The 17795-nt window shown below is 70.9% G+C and carries 10 protein-coding genes and 1 pseudogene; 4 read left to right on the top strand and 7 right to left on the bottom strand.

Annotated elements, in window-relative coordinates; translation table 11 throughout:
- Window positions 1–6: 6 nt before the first annotated feature.
- Window positions 7–1467, bottom strand: a complete 1461-nt coding sequence (locus O0S08_RS27905; protein WP_269032370.1) for a DUF1585 domain-containing protein — start codon at window positions 1465–1467, stop codon at window positions 7–9.
- 348 nt (window positions 1468–1815) lie between these two features.
- Window positions 1816–3285 (bottom strand): serine hydrolase domain-containing protein, encoded by a 1470-nt coding sequence (locus O0S08_RS27900; protein WP_269032369.1) that lies wholly within the window; start codon window positions 3283–3285, stop codon window positions 1816–1818.
- Window positions 3286–3628: 343 nt separating this feature from the next.
- On the opposite strand from O0S08_RS27900, the gene ltrA reads away from it, so the two are divergent.
- Together ltrA and O0S08_RS27890 are read left to right on the top strand one after the other, a co-directional pair.
- Window positions 3629–5530, top strand: coding sequence for a group II intron reverse transcriptase/maturase (gene ltrA / locus O0S08_RS51540; protein ID WP_308477857.1), 1902 nt, complete (start codon window positions 3629–3631; stop codon window positions 5528–5530).
- A 128-nt stretch (window positions 5531–5658) separates the two neighbouring features.
- Window positions 5659–7056, top strand: coding sequence for an erythromycin esterase family protein (locus tag O0S08_RS27890; protein WP_269032368.1), 1398 nt, complete (start codon window positions 5659–5661; stop codon window positions 7054–7056).
- Window positions 7057–7104: 48 nt separating this feature from the next.
- Here O0S08_RS27890 and O0S08_RS27885 read toward each other — a convergent pair whose 3' ends face one another.
- Window positions 7105–8766: an MFS transporter gene (locus O0S08_RS27885; protein ID WP_371879557.1), complete on the bottom strand. Its 1662-nt coding sequence runs from the start codon at window positions 8764–8766 to the stop codon at window positions 7105–7107.
- Window positions 8767–9295: 529 nt separating this feature from the next.
- Here O0S08_RS27885 and O0S08_RS51325 point away from each other — a divergent pair.
- Window positions 9296–10962 (top strand): annotated as a pseudogene (locus tag O0S08_RS51325) (Na/Pi cotransporter family protein).
- A gap of 127 nt (window positions 10963–11089) precedes the next feature.
- Here O0S08_RS51325 and O0S08_RS27870 read toward each other — a convergent pair.
- The 4 genes from O0S08_RS27870 to O0S08_RS27855 all read right to left on the bottom strand — a co-directional run bounded on the left by O0S08_RS27870 (window position 11090) and on the right by O0S08_RS27855 (window position 14348).
- Entirely contained in the window at window positions 11090–12169 is a 1080-nt protein-coding gene (locus O0S08_RS27870) for a hypothetical protein (protein WP_269032364.1), read from the bottom strand.
- Between the two features lie 264 nt (window positions 12170–12433).
- Window positions 12434–12826, bottom strand: a complete 393-nt coding sequence (locus O0S08_RS27865; RefSeq protein WP_269032363.1) for a hypothetical protein — start codon at window positions 12824–12826, stop codon at window positions 12434–12436.
- Between the two features lie 133 nt (window positions 12827–12959).
- On the bottom strand, window positions 12960–13208 hold the full coding sequence (locus tag O0S08_RS27860; RefSeq protein WP_269032362.1) for a hypothetical protein: 249 nt from the start codon (window positions 13206–13208) through the stop codon (window positions 12960–12962).
- Between the two features lie 159 nt (window positions 13209–13367).
- The gene (locus O0S08_RS27855; protein WP_371879556.1) at window positions 13368–14348 is read right to left on the bottom strand and encodes an SDR family NAD(P)-dependent oxidoreductase; all 981 of its coding nucleotides are present in this window, start codon (window positions 14346–14348) and stop codon (window positions 13368–13370) included.
- A gap of 351 nt (window positions 14349–14699) precedes the next feature.
- On the opposite strand from O0S08_RS27855, the gene O0S08_RS27850 reads away from it, so the two are divergent.
- Window positions 14700–17711 (top strand): serine/threonine-protein kinase, encoded by a 3012-nt coding sequence (locus O0S08_RS27850; RefSeq protein ID WP_269032360.1) that lies wholly within the window; start codon window positions 14700–14702, stop codon window positions 17709–17711.
- Window positions 17712–17795: the final 84 nt, after the last annotated feature.

Below are 17795 nucleotides of genomic sequence, written 5' to 3'. Positions count from 1 at the left end.
CTCCTTTCACGGGATCCCGAAGGCGTCGGTGTCGACGAGGCGGTGCAGTAGGCGGTTGGCCGAGTAGCCGTCGGCGGGCATCGCGGTCCAGATCGCGTCGAATTCGTCGAGCTCGTCCGGCAGGGGCTCGTGCCCGACGGCGTAGACGAAGAACATGTGGGCGAGGTTGCGCTGGAACTCGCGCGACTGGGACATCTCTCGGGCGAGCTCGACGAGGCTGTCGACCTTCCGATCGAGCACGACGAACTCCGGCTGCGCCGCGTCCCACCCCGGGATCCGCTCGCTCGGGCGCTCGGGGAGGTACTGGCCGGTGCGGTTCAGGTGCTTGAGGTCGATGCCCTCGTAGTAGGCGAAGGCGTAGGAGAGCGGGTCGAGCGTCGAGTGACACTGCGCGCAAGCGGCGGCGTCGACACCCTTGGCGTCGATGTCGAGCGGCTCGCCGGCGACCGGCCTCACGCCCTGGCTCAGCGACAGGTCGAGCCCGAGGTATTCGCGGTAGGCGTGCCCGGCCGCGACGCGGGGGACCGCCGCGAACATGATGTTGAGCAGCAGGTTCCACTGGGTCGTCAGCATGCCGGCGCGATACTCCGGCGCGAGCAGCTGGCCGCCGCCGAACCCCATCGGCGGGTTGGAGATGATGCCGTCGATCTTCCTCCAGTTGCCGGCGTCGTCGAGGCCGATGTGGTATTGCGCGGTGAGCAGCTCGCGGGCGTCGCGGTCGCCGGAGAGGAGGTACTGCCAGAGGCGGTAGTCCCACTGGTAGTCGGCGAGCGTGATCTTGTAGCCGCTGATGAGGACGTCGGTTTCGGCGCCGAGGGCCTTGACCGGGCGGATCTTCGGGTGCGCGAGCGACATGAGCGCTTCGTCGATCCAGAAGTCGGACTCGAGGCACTCGGCGAGCGCGTCGTGGATCGCCTCGATCTGGGCCCCGCCGTCGAGCTCGGCGAACGCCTTGGCCTCCTGGTACGAGGGGGAGGCGCCGCAGAACAGCAGGCGCACTCGCTTGTGGGCGTAGCTCGGATCGTACTCGCCGATCGCGTAGCTCGGATTGTCGGCCCCCTCGGGCGTCGGCCGCGGCATCCATTGCGACAGCGGATCGCCTGGATCGGTGCCGAGCTCGATCTCCTCGCGGTTGCTCAGGCCGTCACCGTCGCTGTCGTCGTCCTCGATCGACGCGAGCGCCGAGGCGATGTTGTCGTCGAACGCGGCGCCGTTCAGCGCGCCGAACAGCGCGCCGCCGAAAGAGTTCCAGGCGACCGGCTGGGTCGACAGGTGGCACTTGTTGCACGTGATGCTGCGACCCATGCACTCGGGCGCGTCGGCGTAGGTCTCGCAGAAAGCACGCGGGCCCGTGGGCTTCGCCCAGGCCTCGGTGGCGGCGACGCTGACACCGGCGAACGCCAGCAGGCACATCGAGCGAGCGATGAAGACGGTCGGTGTTCGGTGAGGAGGTCGTTCCGTCTGCATGGGGAAGTCGTCCGAGGAGTAGAGTACGCCACGAGACGAGTGGGCGACTACGCGACACGGAAGCGCTTCTGTGGTGCGTCGATGCTTCAGTACAACGACGTTCAGGGACACCCTGCCCGCCAACCTCCGACCCTCCTGGTTCTCGCTCTCACCGGCTCCCGGACCGCCGTAGCGACCGAGCTCGGCGTGCCCGGGAGCACGCCGAGCCGCTGCCTGGCTCGAACACGATCCGGAGGTCCATCCGGGCCGACAGGAACGCGCGCGCGTTCACGCTCACCGGGCGGCTCGCGGCGGAAGCCATCGAGCCCGAATGGGGGACCACGCCGCGCGGCGTGGTCCCGCCATGGATCAGGGAATGATCGCGGACGCGACCGAGTCGGCGATCCGGTGCGGCCCGATCTCCTCGAGCATGCCGTCGAACTCGGGGGCGAAGTTCGCCGGCGTCGGCAGGCCATGGTTGGTGAGGACGATGATGAACAGCTCCTTGGCCGGGTCGATGAGCAGGAAGGTGCCGGCCCCGCCGGTCTTGAACACGCCGGACAGCAGGCTGCCGCCGACCGACATGGAGCCGCTCATCAGCTCGAAGCCGAACGCCTTGTTGGCGCTGATCAGGTGGTCCGTGAAGGTCGGTGGGTCCACCGTGGTGACCGGGTCGCCGTTCGAGTCGAGGGTCTGGATGGTGGTCAAGCCCTCGACGGTCTCCGGCGCGAGGAACTGGATCGACTCACAATTCACGGGGTCCCACGACTTGCCGTCGTCGAGCAGCAATTGGGCGAACACTGCGAGGTCGGCCGCGGTCGAGAACAGGCCGTCGCAGCCGGTGCCGGCCGGGGCGTCGTAAGGGAACATCGTGTTGTGACGCTGGGTCCACCAGTCCTGGTCGTCCTGGACCTCGCCGTGGCGATAGCCGCCGGGGACGAAGGGGCTGTTCGGGTCGCCGTAATGAGCGAAGGTGCTGGTGCCGGCGACGCGGCCGATGTCGGCCGGCATGGTGAGCAGCGGCTCGAAGTCGGTGTCCGTCATGCCGAGCGGGCCGGTGAGGTAATGCGAGACCAACTGGCGGAAGGTCCTGGGTGTGACGTTGACGTCGGCGTAGGCGACCTCGGCGAGGTGGCCGAGGAGGCGGTAGGTCAGGTCGCTGTACATCACGGTCTGCCCCGGCGGGCCGGCCGAGACCTCGGCCTGCATGCGCAAATACGGCTCCAGGGTGCCCCAGACCGAGGTGGCGCCGTCGATGGGCAAGCCGCTCATGTAGCGCAGCATGTCGCGGATCGAGAGGGAGGCCTTGTTGGGGTCGCTGATCCAGTCGGGCGGGTTGTTGAGGTCGGGGATGAACTCGAGATCGGGCAGGTAGTCGATGACGTGGTCGTCGATGTCGAGCACGCCCTGCGCGTGCATCTCGAGGATCACGGCGGCGGTGAACGGCTTGGTCATCGACTCGAGGTCGAAGATCGTGTCCGTGTGCATCTGGGCGGTGGGATCGCCGCCAGCGGCGGTGTCGCCGTCCCGCAGGCCGATCGCCTTGTGATAGACGATCTTGCCGAAACGGCCGACCATGAGCACCGCACCCTGGGTGATCGAAGGATAGTCCTCTCCTGGCAATTGGGTGACGATGTCCGTGAGGTGGAAGTCCAGCGAGCTCTCGAGGCCGGGGTCGAGGCCCACGTCGTCGTAGTCGCCGAGCGCCCACTGGACCCCCGGCGGTTCGGGAGAACCGGGGCAAGACGGATCGGCGAGCGCCGGCCGCGGGGCGGTGAGGCCGCCGAGGACCAGCGCGGAGGCGCAGAGCGTGCGAACGAAGGAGGGGAAAGCAGCCACGGGATGACGAGAGTTGATGACGCGTGTCACGACCGTCGCTTGAGCAAGCGATGTGCCGCGGCGTGGACCCTCGATTCGACAGTGGTTCTCGCTCGCTCGCCGAGAGACAGCGCGCCGTGTCGGCGATGCGCCCATGGGGTGTCTCATGGGACACTCACTGCCCGCGCCGAGGACGGACGCGAGGTCGTGCGACGACGCATCGCCCGCGTGGTCGAGCGACGGGCGCGCCATCGCCTTCACGCCCGGGTCGCGCCGGTGAGGCCGACCGCGCGGACGAGGGCTCGATCGACGGTCGACGACGGCGGCTCGTCCGGACCTTCGGCGCCGGGTATCATGGCGGGGCATGGTGCGTCCTGAAGGCGCGGATGAGCACGACCCCGAAGGGGGCGGCGGAGCCGCGTCATGCTGCACCGTTCCAGCGGGTGAGAGTCCCGTCCGGGTAGGCGCCGGAGCGCCCGGTAGCAGGCCCCAGGTACGGCGAGAGATCGTCGTAGCCCGAGCGGGGCGTCAAGAGCCTCTACGGAGGGAGCAAGAACGCGGGCCGCAACATCAAGTGAAGCCTGCAGCCTCGACACATGAACAATGGAGGAGCCGAGCCGCTCATGTCACGGCGAAGGCCACGTCCACCGCGCACGAGTCCGGATCAGAAAGCGCGGCGGGTCCACCCGGGGTATGGGGCGCAGCACGCGTTCAAGGAGCGATGCGGAACAGGAGAGGCCCGTCTGCACGGCCCATGTCGGGGCGAGGCGACTCGTATAAGCCGAAGGCGAAGTCGAGCGCTGTGCAGCGGGAGTCCGAGGGGGTCGTAGTACCGGCGATGGCGGCGCAGAACAACGCCGCCGGAGGGAAGGGCCCCTGGGGTGGTCGTGTCGGAGAAGAAGGTAAGCGCGAGGGCATGGCCTGCAGGACAGGTCCCAACAACCCCATGCGGCGCAGGCCGCGTGACAAAGTGCGAGAACTTCGACGCCGACTGTGGGCCGCGGCCAAGCGGCAACCGGGTCGCCGTTTCCATGCGCTGTACGACCGCATCTTCAGGCCTGACGTCCTGAGGGAAGCATGGAGGCGGGTGAAGAAGAACAGGGGGTCAGCGGGCGTCGACGCCCAGACGCTGGCCGAGGTGGAGCAGTACGGCGTCGATCGCTTCCTCGAAGAGATCGCCGGCGAACTCAAGGGCGGGACGTACCGACCGAGCGCGGTCATGCGGCGGTACATCCCGAAGGCGGACGGGAAGAAGCGGCCGCTGGGGATCCCGACAGTCCGGGACCGAGTGGTGCAGATGGCGGCGAAGCTGGTGCTGGAGCCGATCTTCGAGGCGGACTTCCTTCCGTGCTCGTACGGTTTCCGGCCGAAGCGCAGCGCGACGCAGGCGCTCGAGCGCTTGCGCGTGCTGGGAGCGCGGGGTGGAAACCACGTGCTGGACGCCGACATCCGCGACTACTTCGGCAGCATCGATCACGAGCGGCTGATGAAGCTCGTCGAGATGCGGATCTCGGACAGACGGGTCCTCAAGCTGGTACGGCAGTGGCTCGAAGCCGGTGTGATGGAAGATGGAGAGGTGACGGCGATGCTCTCGGGGACACCCCAGGGCGGCGTGATCTCACCGCTGCTGTCCAACATCTACCTCGCAGTCCTCGACAAGCTGTGGCAGCGACGACACGCCCACCTGGGCGAGCTCGTGCGCTACTGCGATGACTTCGTGATCCTCTGCAGGACCGCGAAGGCGTGCGAGGCGGCCGAGGCCAGGGTCCGCGAGATCCTGCGACGGCTCAAGTTGGATCTGCATCCCGAGAAGACGAGGCGGGTCGAGCTGAGCCGGGGACGGCAAGGCTTCGACTTCCTCGGCTGCCACCTGCGCAAGCGCATGTCCGGGCCGATCTGGGAGAAGGAAGGCCGAAGGGTGTACTTCCTCCAGCGCTGGCCCTCACAGCGCAGCATGACGCGGGTGCGGCAGCGCGTGAAGGAGCTGACCGGCAGCAGCCGCAACGGGGTCAAGGATGTGCGGGTGATCATCCGCGACATCAACCCGGTGCTGCGTGGCTGGGGCAACTACTTCCGCACTGGGAACGCCGCCGTGAAGTTCAACGCGATCGATCGCTACGTGAAGGAGCGTCTCCGGCGTTTCATGGTGAAACGCAAAGGTCGAAACCTTCACGCAGGCGAGGCCGAGCGCTGGACGCAGGACTTCTTCCATGACCACGGTCTCCACCGTCTGCGTGGGACCGTGCAGTACCCGGAGGCCGCGTAATGCGGCGGCCCGAGAGACCACCGGTAAGCCGTGTGCGGGAAATTCGCACGCACGGTTTGAACGGGGGTCTTACCCAACGCTTCCGCTACACGCGGAAAGGAAAGTAGGATCTACCAATGAACGGCCCGATGGCTCGGTTTTCGCCGCGCATGCGGATCGCCGCGGTCGTCGCGGCCCTGGGGCTCACCGCCGGCTGCGCGCCGTGGCGAGCGGACGCCCGCGCGTGGGCCTCCGCGCAGCCCACGATCACCCGCGAGCTCGAGGCTCTCGCCCGCCCGCTCGCCGGGCTCGATGCCGACGTCCCGAGCGCCGCGCCCGTGTGGGCGATGGTCCGCGATGCTCGCGTGATCGGTGTCGGCGAGGGTACCCACGGTACTCGCGAATTCCGGCGCCTGCTCCACGGCCTCGTCGTCCACGCGGCGCACGAGCAGCAGCCGGTGGTGCTCGCAGTCGAGTTGCCGTTCAACCTGGTGCTCGCGCTCGACGCCTGGGCCGGCCACGGTTGGTTCCCGGACCCGGAGATCCGCGAGCGCGACCTCTCCGATCCGAGGCTGCTCGGCACCCACTGGCTCGGCGCGGTGCAAGAGTGCCGTGAGCTCTTCACCTGGATCCGCGACTTCAACCGCGAAGTCCCGCCGGAGCGGCAGATCCGGATCTTCGGCGTCGACGTGTGCATGAGCCTCCACTGTGGCGCCGAGATCGTGGACTACCTCCGCGACGTCGATCCCGACATCGAGCCGCGGGCGCGGGACCTGGTCGTCCCGCTGCGGGGCTTCGATCTCGAACGGACCCGCTCGCCCGCCCTCGCCGCGCGCGCGCGCGAGGACCTCGCCGAGCTCCGCACCATGCTCGTGGAGCGGCGCGCTCGCATCGTCGAGCGGCAAGGATCCGACACCTACGAGCTCGTGCAGCGGCTCGTGTGGCTCGCCGAGCGCCGCGTCGACATCGCCCTCGTGGGCGGCGACAACCCCGTGTCGCACGAACGCGAGCAGGCGATGGCCGAGACGGTCGCGTGGATCCGCGACCGACTCGGGGACCATGGACGGGTGCTCCTCCATGCCCACAACGGCCACGTCGGCCGCTCCCGCCCGCGCATGCCCAATGGCCGCCTGTCGCACAGCCCGCAGATGGGCGAACACCTGGCGGCCCGCCTCGGCAGCGACTACGCCGTCGTCTACAGCACCTTCGATGCCGGCGAGTTCCTCGCCTTTCATACCCTCGGCTGGGTCGGCGCCGAGAAGTTCAAGACCCGCGCTCTGCGGGCCTTTTCCGTCCGCTCGGCGCCCCGCGGCACCCTCGAGGCGACCCTGCGGGCGCCCACGGCTTATGCTCTCGATGTCGGCGAAGCGACGGCCGGCGCGGGCCCCCTGGCCGACTACCTGCGTGCCGAGCACTGGTCGCGCACGTTCACGTACGCGTGGCGGCCGTCGTTCGCGGTCTTCCCGGTCGGATGGACGGGCGTCGTCCCCGTCGCGGACTTCGACGTCCTGGTCTACGTCCCCCGCGCCGCGGCGACGCACCCATGAACCTGGCGACCTGCGGCGAACCTCTCGCGGGGTTGCGAGCCGGGCGCGTCAGGGAGGTATCGATGGGGCGGGCGCCGCGTCACGGTCGGCGTCGATGTCGACGCCCCGCGTCTCGGGGAGCAGCAGGGCGCCGACGACGACGGTGAGCACGGCGAAGAAGAGCGGATACCAGAGGCCGGCGTACGGGTCGCCGGTCGCGGCCACCAGCGCGAAGGCCATCGGCGGCAGCAGGCCGCCGATCCAGCCGTTGCCGGCGTGGTAGGGGATCGACATCGCGGTGTAGCGGATGCGCGCCGGGAACAGCTCGACCAGGGTCGCTGCCACCGGGGCGTAGGTCATCGCCGAGAGGAGGCTCAAGACCAACAGCAGCAGGACCACGATCGGCCGGTTCAGCGACTTCGGGTCGGCTTCGGAGGGGTAGCCCGCATCACGCAATTCGGCGACGACCTGCGCGTTGAAGCGGGCGACCGCGGCCTCGCGCGCCGCCCTGTCCATGCCGTCGCCCTCGAAGGCGGGGACCTCGACGTCCCCGATTCGCACCACGGCGACGCTCCCGGACGCAGCCGGCGCGAGGGTGTAGCTCGCCGCGTTGCGCGCCAGCACGCTCTTGGCGATGTCGCACGAGCTGATGAAGTCCGCCGCGCCGATCGGGTTGAACTGGAAGGCGCAGCGCGCCGGGTCGGCGACCACCTCCACCGGCGCCGAGTCGCGTGCCGCTTCCAGCGCCGGGTTGGCGTGGTGGGTCATCGCCTTGAAGAGCGGCAGGTACAGCAGCGCGGCGAGCAGACAGCCGCCGACGATCAGCGGCTTGCGCCCGATGCGGTCGGACAGGCGGCCGAACAGCACGTAGAACGGCGCGGACACGGCCACCGCCACGCCGACCAGGAGGTTCGCGGTGAGACCGTCGACCTTGAGCGTCTGGGTGAGGAAGTACAGCGTGTAGAACTGGCCCGTGTACCAGAGCGTGGCCTGGCCGGCGATGATCCCGAACAGCGCGGCGAGGCCGAGCTTGAGGTATCGCCATTGCCCGTAAGCCTCGCGCAACGGCGCCTTGGACAGGCGACCCTCGGCTTGCATGCGCCGGAACACCGGCGACTCGTCCAGCGACATGCGCACCCAGATCGACACCGCCAGGAGTAGCGCCGACAGTAGAAACGGGATGCGCCAGCCCCATTCGGCGAAGGCGTCCTCACCGAGCGAGGCGCGGGTGGTGACGATCACGCCGAGCGACAGCAGCAGGCCGCCGGCCGCCATGGTCTGGATCCACCCGGTGTGTTCGCCGCGGCGGTCCGCCGGCGCGTGCTCGGCGACGTAGATCGCGGCGCCGCCGTATTCGCCGCCCAGCGCCAGGCCCTGAAGCAGGCGGAGCAGAATCAGCAAGACGGGGGCGACCAGCCCGATCTGCTCGTACGAAGGCAAGCAGCCGACCAACACCGTGGCCAGGCCCATGGTGACGATGGTGATCAGGAAGGTGCGCTTGCGCCCCGAACGGTCCCCCAACCGCCCGAACACCATCGCCCCGAACGGTCGGACGATGAAGCCGGCCGAGAAGGCGAGCAGGGCGAAGATCAGCGCGGCGGTGTCGTTGACCGCCGAGAAGAAGTGCTTGCTGGTGACCGCCGCCAGCGCGCCGTACAGGAAGAAGTCGTACCACTCGAACAGCGTGCCGAGCGAGGAGGCGATGACGACTTTGCGCTCGGCCGGAGTCATGGGGCGCTGCGGTGAGGACAGCCCTCGCGGTGAAGGCAGCGCCGCGATCGCGTCGAGGTCGAAGTCGCCGCCGCGGTCGCCATGGTACTCGATGCCGACGTCGAGCAGGCGGACGTGGCGTGCGAACGAGAAGACGAGGCGCGCCGCGTCGATCGCTGCCCGGAGGCGTGTCCGGGCCACGGCCGCCGGCTGGGCCGGTACAGGCGGCGACACAAGATCCGGCACACTGCGCGGATCTGCCCGCGGGGCGGGAGATCGAGCCCGCCGGAGCATGGCGACGATCCATCGACCGGCGGCCGGCCGACGCGTTCCACGAGGACGAGGCGATGGGCGCCGCGAAGCGGTCGAGACGGCTCGGTCGGTCGTAGCGAGCGCGTCCTGTGCGGACGCGCCGCGACGGCCTCGCTCCGGCGTCCGGTGAGAACTCGGGACCGGCGCCGCCGCCGAAGACGCGCGTCGTGCGGCTCACTTCTCGAGCCCGAAGACCAGCTTCAAGCTCAGGGCGGAGCGCAGGCGAGAGGAGACCTCCATGTCGACAACGATTGCCATTCTCGGCGGCGTGGGTCTGTTTCTCCTCGGCATGGCCGTCATGACCGACGGCCTGAAGGCGCTGGCGGGCTCCGCCTTGCGCACCGTCCTCGGCAAGGCGGCGGCCACGCCGCTCTCGGGGGCCTTCTGGGGCGCGATCGTCACGCTGCTGGTCCAGTCGTCGAGCGCGGTGACGATGACGACGATCGGCCTCGTCAGCGCCGGGCTCCTGACCTTTCCGCAGGGGCTCGGCCTCGTGTTCGGCGCCAATGTCGGCACGACGGGCACGGGCTGGCTCGTGGCGTGGATCGGTGTGCGCGTCTCGCTGTCGGCCTACGCGTTGCCGATGATCTTCGTCGGCGCGCTGGCCAAGTTGCTGGCGGGCGGACGGATCGCCGCGGCGGGCAGCGCCCTCGCAGGCTTCGCGCTGGTGCTCTACGGGCTGACGACCCTCCAGCAGGGCATGGAAGGGCTCGCGGAGAGCCTGCGTCCCTCGGACCTGCCCGCGGTGCTCGGCGCGCCGGGGGTCGGCTGGGTCTCAGGGTTGGTCGGGCTCATGACCCTGATCGTCGTCGGCTTGGTGATGACCGCGGTCATGCAGTCCTCCACGGCCGCCATTGCCGTCACCATTTCGGCGTTCTACGCCGGGGCGGTGGGTCTGGAGCAGGGAGCGGCGCTGATCATCGGCCAGAACATCGGGACGGCGACGAGCTCGGCATTGGCGGCGCTCGGCGCCAGCGCGACGGCCAAGCGCCTCGCGCTCGCGTATGTGCTGTCAAGGTGATCGCGGCGCTCCTCGCGATCGCCGCCTTTCCGTTCACGGCGCCGCTGATGCGAGCTCTCACCGCGTCGGTCGACGGGATGACGCTCCTCGCCGCCTACCACACGGCCTATAACGTCGTGGGAGTCGCGGTGCTGCTCCCTGCCACGCAGTGGTTCACCCGCGTCGTGGAGCGGCTCCTGCCGTCCAGGCAGACGGCGCTGCAGCGCGCGCTCGATCCGAGCGCGCTCGCCAGTCCGGTGATCGCGGTCGAGACCGCCCGGCGCGTCGTGGCGGATGTCCTCACGACAATCGCCGCCTCGGTCTCGGCTGCGCTCGCGGGCGAGGCCGGCTCCGCGACACAGGACATTGCGTCGGCCGCCGCCGCGCTCGCGGCGGTGCGGGATTTCCTGTCCGAATTGAAGGAGCCGCCCGAGACGGAGGCCGAGCGGCTCCGCATGACGAGCACGTTGCACGCGCTCGAGCATGCATCGCGGCTCGTGGAAGCCCTGGCAGAGGGTGGGCTCCGAGCGCAGCCGGGCGGAGCTCCCCACGACCCTCGCGCTGCCGGGCTGTGCACGCAGGCCATGCGCGCGGCGCAGGTGGTCGGTGGCTCGATCACCTCGGAATCGGCCCTGGGCCCGCAGGCGGCGCCCATCGGCTGGAGCGTCTCGTCCGAGGTCGCTGCGGCGCTCGCCGAGGTGGAGGGCGCAGCGCGGGGGCTCGAGGCCCTGCAGCGGGAGCATCGCGCCGCGACCCTCGCCTCCGTCGCGCCGGGAAAGCTGACCGCCGCGGATGCGTTCGCGCGAATCGATGCCGCCCGGCTGCTCGACCGGATCGCGCATCACGCCTGGCATTCGACGGCGCATCTGCTCGGCCGCGGCGCGCATGACGATCCGGGTCCATAGTCCAGAGAGCCCACGGTCGAGCGGCGGGTCTCGACATTCGCTCGCATCCGCGGCGCGATGCGCAGCTCCGCGAATCGCATCAGGCCGCGTCGGTGCCCGGTGCGGATGCATGAAGTGCTGCGCGCGATCATCCGCTGCAGTCGGCGGCGTCCGCGGGCGCGAGCAGGAACCTCGCCTCCGGCCGCAGCCGCAGCGGCGGCGGCGACTCGCGCACTGCTGGCCCCTCGACCTCGACGACGACGAGCTCGCCGCGCCGCGGGCCCGTGCGCACGCGGGTGCCCGCGAGGATCTCCCCCACCGGCTCTGCTCCGCGGCCGGTGTCGACGTACAGCGGGTGCTCCGCGCTGCATCCGCCCCAGTGGGTGGTGCCCTGGAGGCTGAAGCTGCCGGGCGGGAATTCGCCCGCGATCCAGTTGTTCAGGGGCTCGACGAGACGGGCCTCGACCCACCCGCTCACCGTGGATTCGACGAGCGCCCCGTCGGCGATCGGCCAGGCGATCTTCACCTGCGACCCGGCGTCCGCGAGCCACTTCACTCGGGCAGCGCGCTTGAGGTGGAGGTGCAGGACCGGAGGGCCGCCGGGCGTCGCCGCCACGGCGACAGGGCCGCGCGGGCGCAGGCGGCGATCGGGCACGGCGAGGTCGCTGTAGCTCTCTTCCAGCGCGAGCGCGTCGCAGGCGACGTCGACGGACGGATCGTCCACGAAGCGGACGCGCCGATCCGTCGGCGGGGCGACGCGCAGGCGCGGGCCGCCGATCGGCGTCCACACCAGCGGCGTGTTGCCCGCCTGCAGCACTCCGCCGAACACCAGCTCGCCGCGCGTGTAGACCGGAAGATCGCCCGGCGTGGGGGTCGTACGCAGGCGCAGCCCGAAGCTGGTGAACTCGGCCGTGGCCTCGCCGTCGGCCACGAATCGGAGCTCGTCGGCGCTGCGGATGGCGCCGAAGCTGCGACCCGAGGCGCTCCGGAGCGTGCGCGCCGTGGGGCTGTCCCAGTTGCTGTGATGGAGCTCGCAAGTGCTCGGCGGCGGGGTCGCGGTCGCGGGCGGGGACGCAGCCTCGACCGGGGGAGGGGCCGCAGGCGCCGGCGGGGTCTCGGCCGGTACGGCGGACGCGGCGCTGGGGGTCGTCGCGGGGGCGAGCAGCTCCGGCGGTTGGGCTGCAGCGCAGCCGAGGAGCAGCAGGAGCGGGGAGAAGCGCGCGAGCATCCGTGGCTGGACCGAACGCGGCGGACGAAGTTCCCGACCCCAGCCGTGCCGTCGCCCTGGTCGCCGTCGCGCGCGACAACGCCGACGGGCGAGGGTTCAACTCGCGCATCATCACGGGCCGCCGGGCACCTGCTCGATCGCGACCTCCGGCGACACGTCCGGCCCGCAGCTCGGACGAACAGCCGCGCGCCCGCTGATGGGCGCTTGCAGCAGCCGTAATGTGATTTGTCGATCGTGAACCGCCGGCACCTCTCGGCGAGAGCGTCACGGACTTCGTTCGAGTTGAAACACGAACACTCTTCCGAATACTCCGACGGCGACGGTCGCGTCCCCGGTGGTGGCCGAAACGAAGAGGTAGTCCCCGTGGATCAGCACCGGGTCGCTCAATGCGTCAGCTTCGCGGAGCGCGGTCAAATGCTGCGAGCGGTCCGGCTTCGTGAGCACGGCCAACAAGAGCAACGTCACCACTGCCAGCTTGTCGAACCAGACAGGGCGGCCGCCGTGTCGCGCACGCACGGCGAGCAAGATGAGCGCCAGAACCGCGACAAAGACGGGGATCACGACTGCCTGCTTCACGAGCGGGCAGATCGCGTCTTCAACCAGTACAGTGTTGATGAGGGTCGGTGCGGACACGAAGTCCAGCAGGTTCGGTTGCATCGGGATCGTCTTCCGCGATCGCGCCTGCGATCTGCGGAATGGCGGCCCGACCATTCCAGAACCTGTGACGGCCCTTCCGCCACACCCTCACGCGGATGAGCATCCGCGCACCACGTAGGTACCGCACCACGGCTCAGGGTGCAAGTGATGCGCGTCGGGTTACCGGAATTTCATCTTCAGCCCGCGACTCCGACAGCTCGCAGTCGACGCCGTCGCGCTCGCAGAGCGCCTTCTCTTCGAGAGCAAGATCGTCGAGCAGGAGGTGCTGGCGGAAGAAATTGCGGCGCGGCGGATCCTGCTCGGCCGTGGCTCTGGCCGCGCAGGAAGTGGCGGTCGCCGCGCCGACCTTGAAGAGGCGTAAGGTGACCGCTTGGTGCTCCACGAGCCTCCTGGACGAGCCCGGCGACAGGTTGCTCGACGACGTGTTCAGTAAGCTGACGGCCCGCGATCGCCGGGCTGATCGATCGCGTTGGGGCGGAGACCGATCGAGGATCGAGTCGACCTCGCGCCTGGCCCAGCGCATGCGCACCGACGACGGGGATCAGGTCTCGAGCAATCGCTCGCTCAGCTCCCAGAGTCGCCGCGCCGACTCCGGATCGATGGAGTGCGACGCGACCTCGGACGGGATGCTGTCGGCGGTGAGCGGCCTCGGTTCGTCGTCGAGGCGCGAGATGTCGTTGTCCTTCAGGTAGACGCCGCCGATGTCCGCGAGCAGAGGGCTCGTCGCGGCGAACACGATCGTGCTCGCGCCCTGCTGGACCGTCTTCTTCCCGCGCTCCGGATCGATGATGGGTCGGCCCGAATCGTCGACGAGCCCCATCGCGCGCAGCTTGTCCGCGCCCGCCGAGCTGTTCAGCTTGGTCCCGACGACGACGCCGGGATGCACCGCGTAGCCGCGGATGCCGTCCCTTGCGAAGCGCCGGTCCAGCTCCACCGCGAACAGCACGTTGGCCAGTTTCGCCTGCGCGTAGGCGAGGCGAGAGTCGTACCCCGTCGAGAAGTTGGGATCGTCCCAGCGAATCTGGCCCAATCGTTGCGCCCCGGAGGACACCACGACGACCCTCGCGCCCTGCGCCGCCCGCAGGGCGGGCAAGAGCCCGCGCGTGAGCTGGAAATGGCCGAGGTGGCTGGTGGCGAACTGCAATTCGTAGCCACGCGAATCGCGGAGGATCGTCCGGGGAGCCGGCGGCGCCGCATTGTTCACGAGGACGTGGAGCGGACGGCGCGACTCGAGCCAGCGGCTGGTGAAGGCGTCGATGGACCCCGGATCGACGAGGTCGAGCTGGCGGACCTCGACCCGCTCGAGGCCCACCAGCGCGCGGGCGGCCCGCTCCGGGTCGCGCGCGCCCACCGTGACGGACGCGCCGGCCTTCGCCAGCGCGCGCGTCGTCTCGAGGCCGATCCCCGCGTGGCCCCCCGTGACGAGGATGTTCTTGCCGCCGAGCTCGACGCCGGCGAGGACCTCGTCCGCAGTCGACGCTGCATTGAACCCGCTGCCGATGGGATGCTGCTTGTGAGTCATGCCGAGCTTTCTATCCCCAAGCGCGGCTACGGGATTGGAAGGACCGGACATTTTGCATGGACGACGGTGAGAGTGCGCTGATTGGTTCGTGCTCCAGGCATTCTCGACAATGCTGACTGTCGTGAATTGCACGAACGTGCTGTGAACGATCCTCGGAGACCAGGCCGTGCGCTCCGGCGTGGCGGTGGCCCGAGCTGCTGCAGGAGCGCGCACGGCTCGCGGCGCCAGGCGGCACCGGGGCGCACTACGTCCCCGAGGACGCGCTCCCGCGGGCGCTCTTCGACGCGCTCGCGCGGTGTGAGCGGCGCTGGACGAAGGTCCGCGCGCTCGGTACCCTTCGAGCTCCGCGACGTGTCCGACGAACGGCTGAACCTGCTCGAGCGCATCGACGAGGGCCGCGTCAAATTCGAGCTCCTGGGCACGACGCAGTCGCTGGCCCGGCTCGGACGCTTCGTCGTGTTCGCCCGCGTCGGCGCCGGCGGGATGGGGGTCATCTATCACGCCTACGATCCGGAGCTCGACCGCGGCGTCGCCATCAAGCTGCTCCACCCGGCGGCCACGGCCGGCGGCGGGCGTCGCCGCTTGCTCCGCGAGGCGCGAGCGATGGCGCGGCTCGCCCATCCCAACGTCGTCCAGGTGTTCGAGGTCGGCGAGCTCGAGGACCACGTCTATCTGGTCATGGAGTTCGTGGCCGGCCAGACGCTGCGCGCCTGGCTCGCCGCGGCGCCGCGTACGTGGCGAGAGATCGTCGCGGTGTTCGTGCAAGCCGCCGACGGCCTGGCGGCGACGCACGCGCACGGCCTCGTGCACTGCGACTTCAAGCCCGAGAACGTGCTGATCGGCGGCGACGGGCGCGCGCGCGTCGGCGACTTCGGCCTGGTGCACGTCGAGAGCGACGCGCTCGAGACCTCGCCGGTCGAACGCGTGCGCGCGCCGGAGCTCCGCTCCGAGGGCGCGTCGACGAGCACCAGCATGGGCGGCGGTACGCCGCGCTACATGGCGCCCGAGCAGCACGCGGGGCGGGCCGCCGACGCCCGCAGCGACCAGTACGGCTTCTGCGCGGCGCTCTACGAGGCGCTCGCGCCGGCGCAGTTCGACGCCTTCGTCGGCGCGGCGCCGATCGGCGCGCGCTCGCTGCAGGGCCAGGCGCCGCCGCTGCTGGCGGTCGCCGGCGCGCCGCCCGAGCTGGGCCGGCTCGTCGCCCGCGGCCTCGAGCCCGACCCGGAGCGACGGTGGTCCTCGATGGCCGCGCTGCGCGTCGAGCTGGCCCGGTGCGCGAGGCCGCGGCTGGGCGCGCGAGGCTGGCGCTGGGGCCTGGCCGCCGGCCTCGTGGTCGGCGCGCTCGCAGGGGTCGGTTACGGGTTCGCGGCCGGTGGCGGCGCGGCGACCTGTGACGCCGGCGCGGCGCAGATCGAGGCGGTGTGGGGCGAGTCGCAGCGTCGGCAGGTGCGCGCGGCCATCGCGGCCACCGGCCTCGGGTTCGCCGACGACACCGCGGCGCAGGTCGAGGCGCAGCTCGAGGCCTATGCCGAAGGCTGGCGCGCGACCCATCGCAGCGCCTGCGAGGCGCATCGCGACGGGCGCGTCTCGGACGCGCTGTTCGATCGGACCATGCTGTGCCTCGCGACCCACCGCGGCGCGCTCGCAGGGCTCGTGACGCAGCTCGGGGCGATCGATGCCGGGGCGCTCGCGCGCGCGACCGACGCAGTGCCGGGATTGCCGGAGCTCGCGCGTTGTCGCGACGCCGAGCTCCTGCTGGCCGAGGTCCCGCCGCCGGCCGAGCCGACCACGGCGCAGGCAGTGCTGGCGGTGCAGTCTCAGCTCGACGCGGCGCGCTCGGAGTGGTCGCTCGGGCGCCTCGACGACGCCACGCGCCACACCGCGGAGGCGCTCGCGCGGGCCCAGGCGATCGGCCACGCGCCGCTGCTCGCCCAGGCCCTCGACCACGTCGGCAACTTCCACCGCCGGCGCGAGGAGCGGGCCGCGGCCGAGGCCGCGCTGACGCGGGCGCTGTGGCTCGCCGCCGAGATCGGCGACGACGAGCGCCTCGGCCGGGTCGCGGGGGGGCTGGCCGACGTCGTTGCGCTGCAGGGCGACCGCTGGTCCGAGGCGCGCCTCCTGGCCCGGCTGGGGCGCAGCATGACCCAAAGGACAGCCTCGGGCGGGCGCGCTCACTTCGAGGCCCTGTACGCCAGCGGCCTCGTGGAGCACCACGCGGGGCGGTTCGCCGCGGCGCAAGCGTGGTACGAGCGGGCCCTCGCGCAGGCCGAGCAGCACATGGATCCGGGGAGCGAGCCGGCCCTGCTCGCGCGCGGCATGATCGCCCTGATGCTCTGGGAGCGCGGCGAGCCCGAGGCCTCGCTGGCGCAGCTCGAGCGGCTCTGCGAGCTCCAGCTCGCGGTGTTCGGGCCGTCGCACCCGAACGTCGCCACGTGTCACAACAATCGCGCGGCGATCCTGCGCCAGGTCGGGCGCGAGGACGAGGCGCTGGTCGGGTTCTCGCGCGCGCTCGAGACCTGGAGCGCCGCGTACGGGCCCGACCACCCCGACGTCGGCGTGGCCCACGGCAACATCGCCGCGGCGCTGCTGAGCCGCGGGCGGCCCGAGGACCTCGCCGCCGCCGAGCCGCACCTGCGTCGCGCGATCGCCACGCACGAGCGGCACTTCGGCCCCGACGATCCCGAACTGGTGGTGGAGCTGTCCAACCTCGGCAGCCTGCACCTGTTCCGCCTCGAGCTCGACGAGGCGGAGCGGCAGTTCACGCGCGCGCTGGCGATCAGCGAGCGGGCCGCGAGCGATCACCCGCAGGCAGTGCTGCCGCTGGCGGGCCTCGGCCACGCGGCCGCGCTGCGCGGCGACTTCGAGGGGCAGCGACGGTATCACGAGCGCGTGCTGAAGATCCAGGAGTCGTCGCTGGGCCCCGATCATCCGGAGCTCGGGCCGGCCTTGCTGGCGCTCGCCGAGGCGGCCCTCCACCTCGGCGCGCTCGACGTCGCCGAGCGCCACCTGGAGCGCGCCGGCGCCGTGGGGGTGGACCGCGACGAGAGGGCCGCGCTCGAGTCGCTCGGCCTCCGCGGCGAGCTCGCGCTGCGCCGGGGCGACATCACGACCGCCTGCGAGCTGCTGGCGCGCTCGCTGCAGGGCCACGAGGGCCGCGCGTTCGACTTCGGCGCCGCCGAGCGCTCGTACGAGCTGGCGCGCGCGCTCGCGGCCGCGGGGCAGGGCGACGAGGCCCGTGCGGCCGCGGACCGCGCCGAGAGCTTCTACCGCCGCGGCGGCGCGGCCCTGGCCTGGCGGGTCGACGCGATCGAGGCGCTGCAGGCTCGCCTCCGCGACCGGAGGCACACTCGCGCGGATGAGTGACGGGCAGCTCGCGCAGCTTCGCCTCGTCTCGCCATGGTCGACAGGCTCGCCAGCGCATGCATCGCGCCGCCTTCCTCGCATGGG

This window comes from Nannocystis punicea (genome assembly GCF_026965555.1).
Lineage (GTDB): Bacteria > Myxococcota_A > Polyangia > Nannocystales > Nannocystaceae > Nannocystis > Nannocystis punicea.
This window is presented reverse-complemented; position numbering and strand designations above follow the sequence as displayed.

What these genes read in the sequence shown, in the direction of transcription:
- O0S08_RS27905 (WP_269032370.1), bottom strand. Translation starts at nt 1,467, where the DNA reads ATGCAGACGGAACGACCTCCTCACCGAACACCGACCGTCTTCATCGCT.
- ltrA (WP_308477857.1), top strand. Translation starts at nt 3,629, where the DNA reads ATGGTGCGTCCTGAAGGCGCGGATGAGCACGACCCCGAAGGGGGCGGC.
- O0S08_RS27890 (WP_269032368.1), top strand. Translation starts at nt 5,659, where the DNA reads ATGGCTCGGTTTTCGCCGCGCATGCGGATCGCCGCGGTCGTCGCGGCC.
- O0S08_RS27885 (WP_371879557.1), bottom strand. Translation starts at nt 8,766, where the DNA reads ATGACTCCGGCCGAGCGCAAAGTCGTCATCGCCTCCTCGCTCGGCACG.
- O0S08_RS27870 (WP_269032364.1), bottom strand. Translation starts at nt 12,169, where the DNA reads ATGCTCGCGCGCTTCTCCCCGCTCCTGCTGCTCCTCGGCTGCGCTGCA.
- O0S08_RS27865 (WP_269032363.1), bottom strand. Translation starts at nt 12,826, where the DNA reads ATGCAACCGAACCTGCTGGACTTCGTGTCCGCACCGACCCTCATCAAC.
- O0S08_RS27855 (WP_371879556.1), bottom strand. Translation starts at nt 14,348, where the DNA reads ATGACTCACAAGCAGCATCCCATCGGCAGCGGGTTCAATGCAGCGTCG.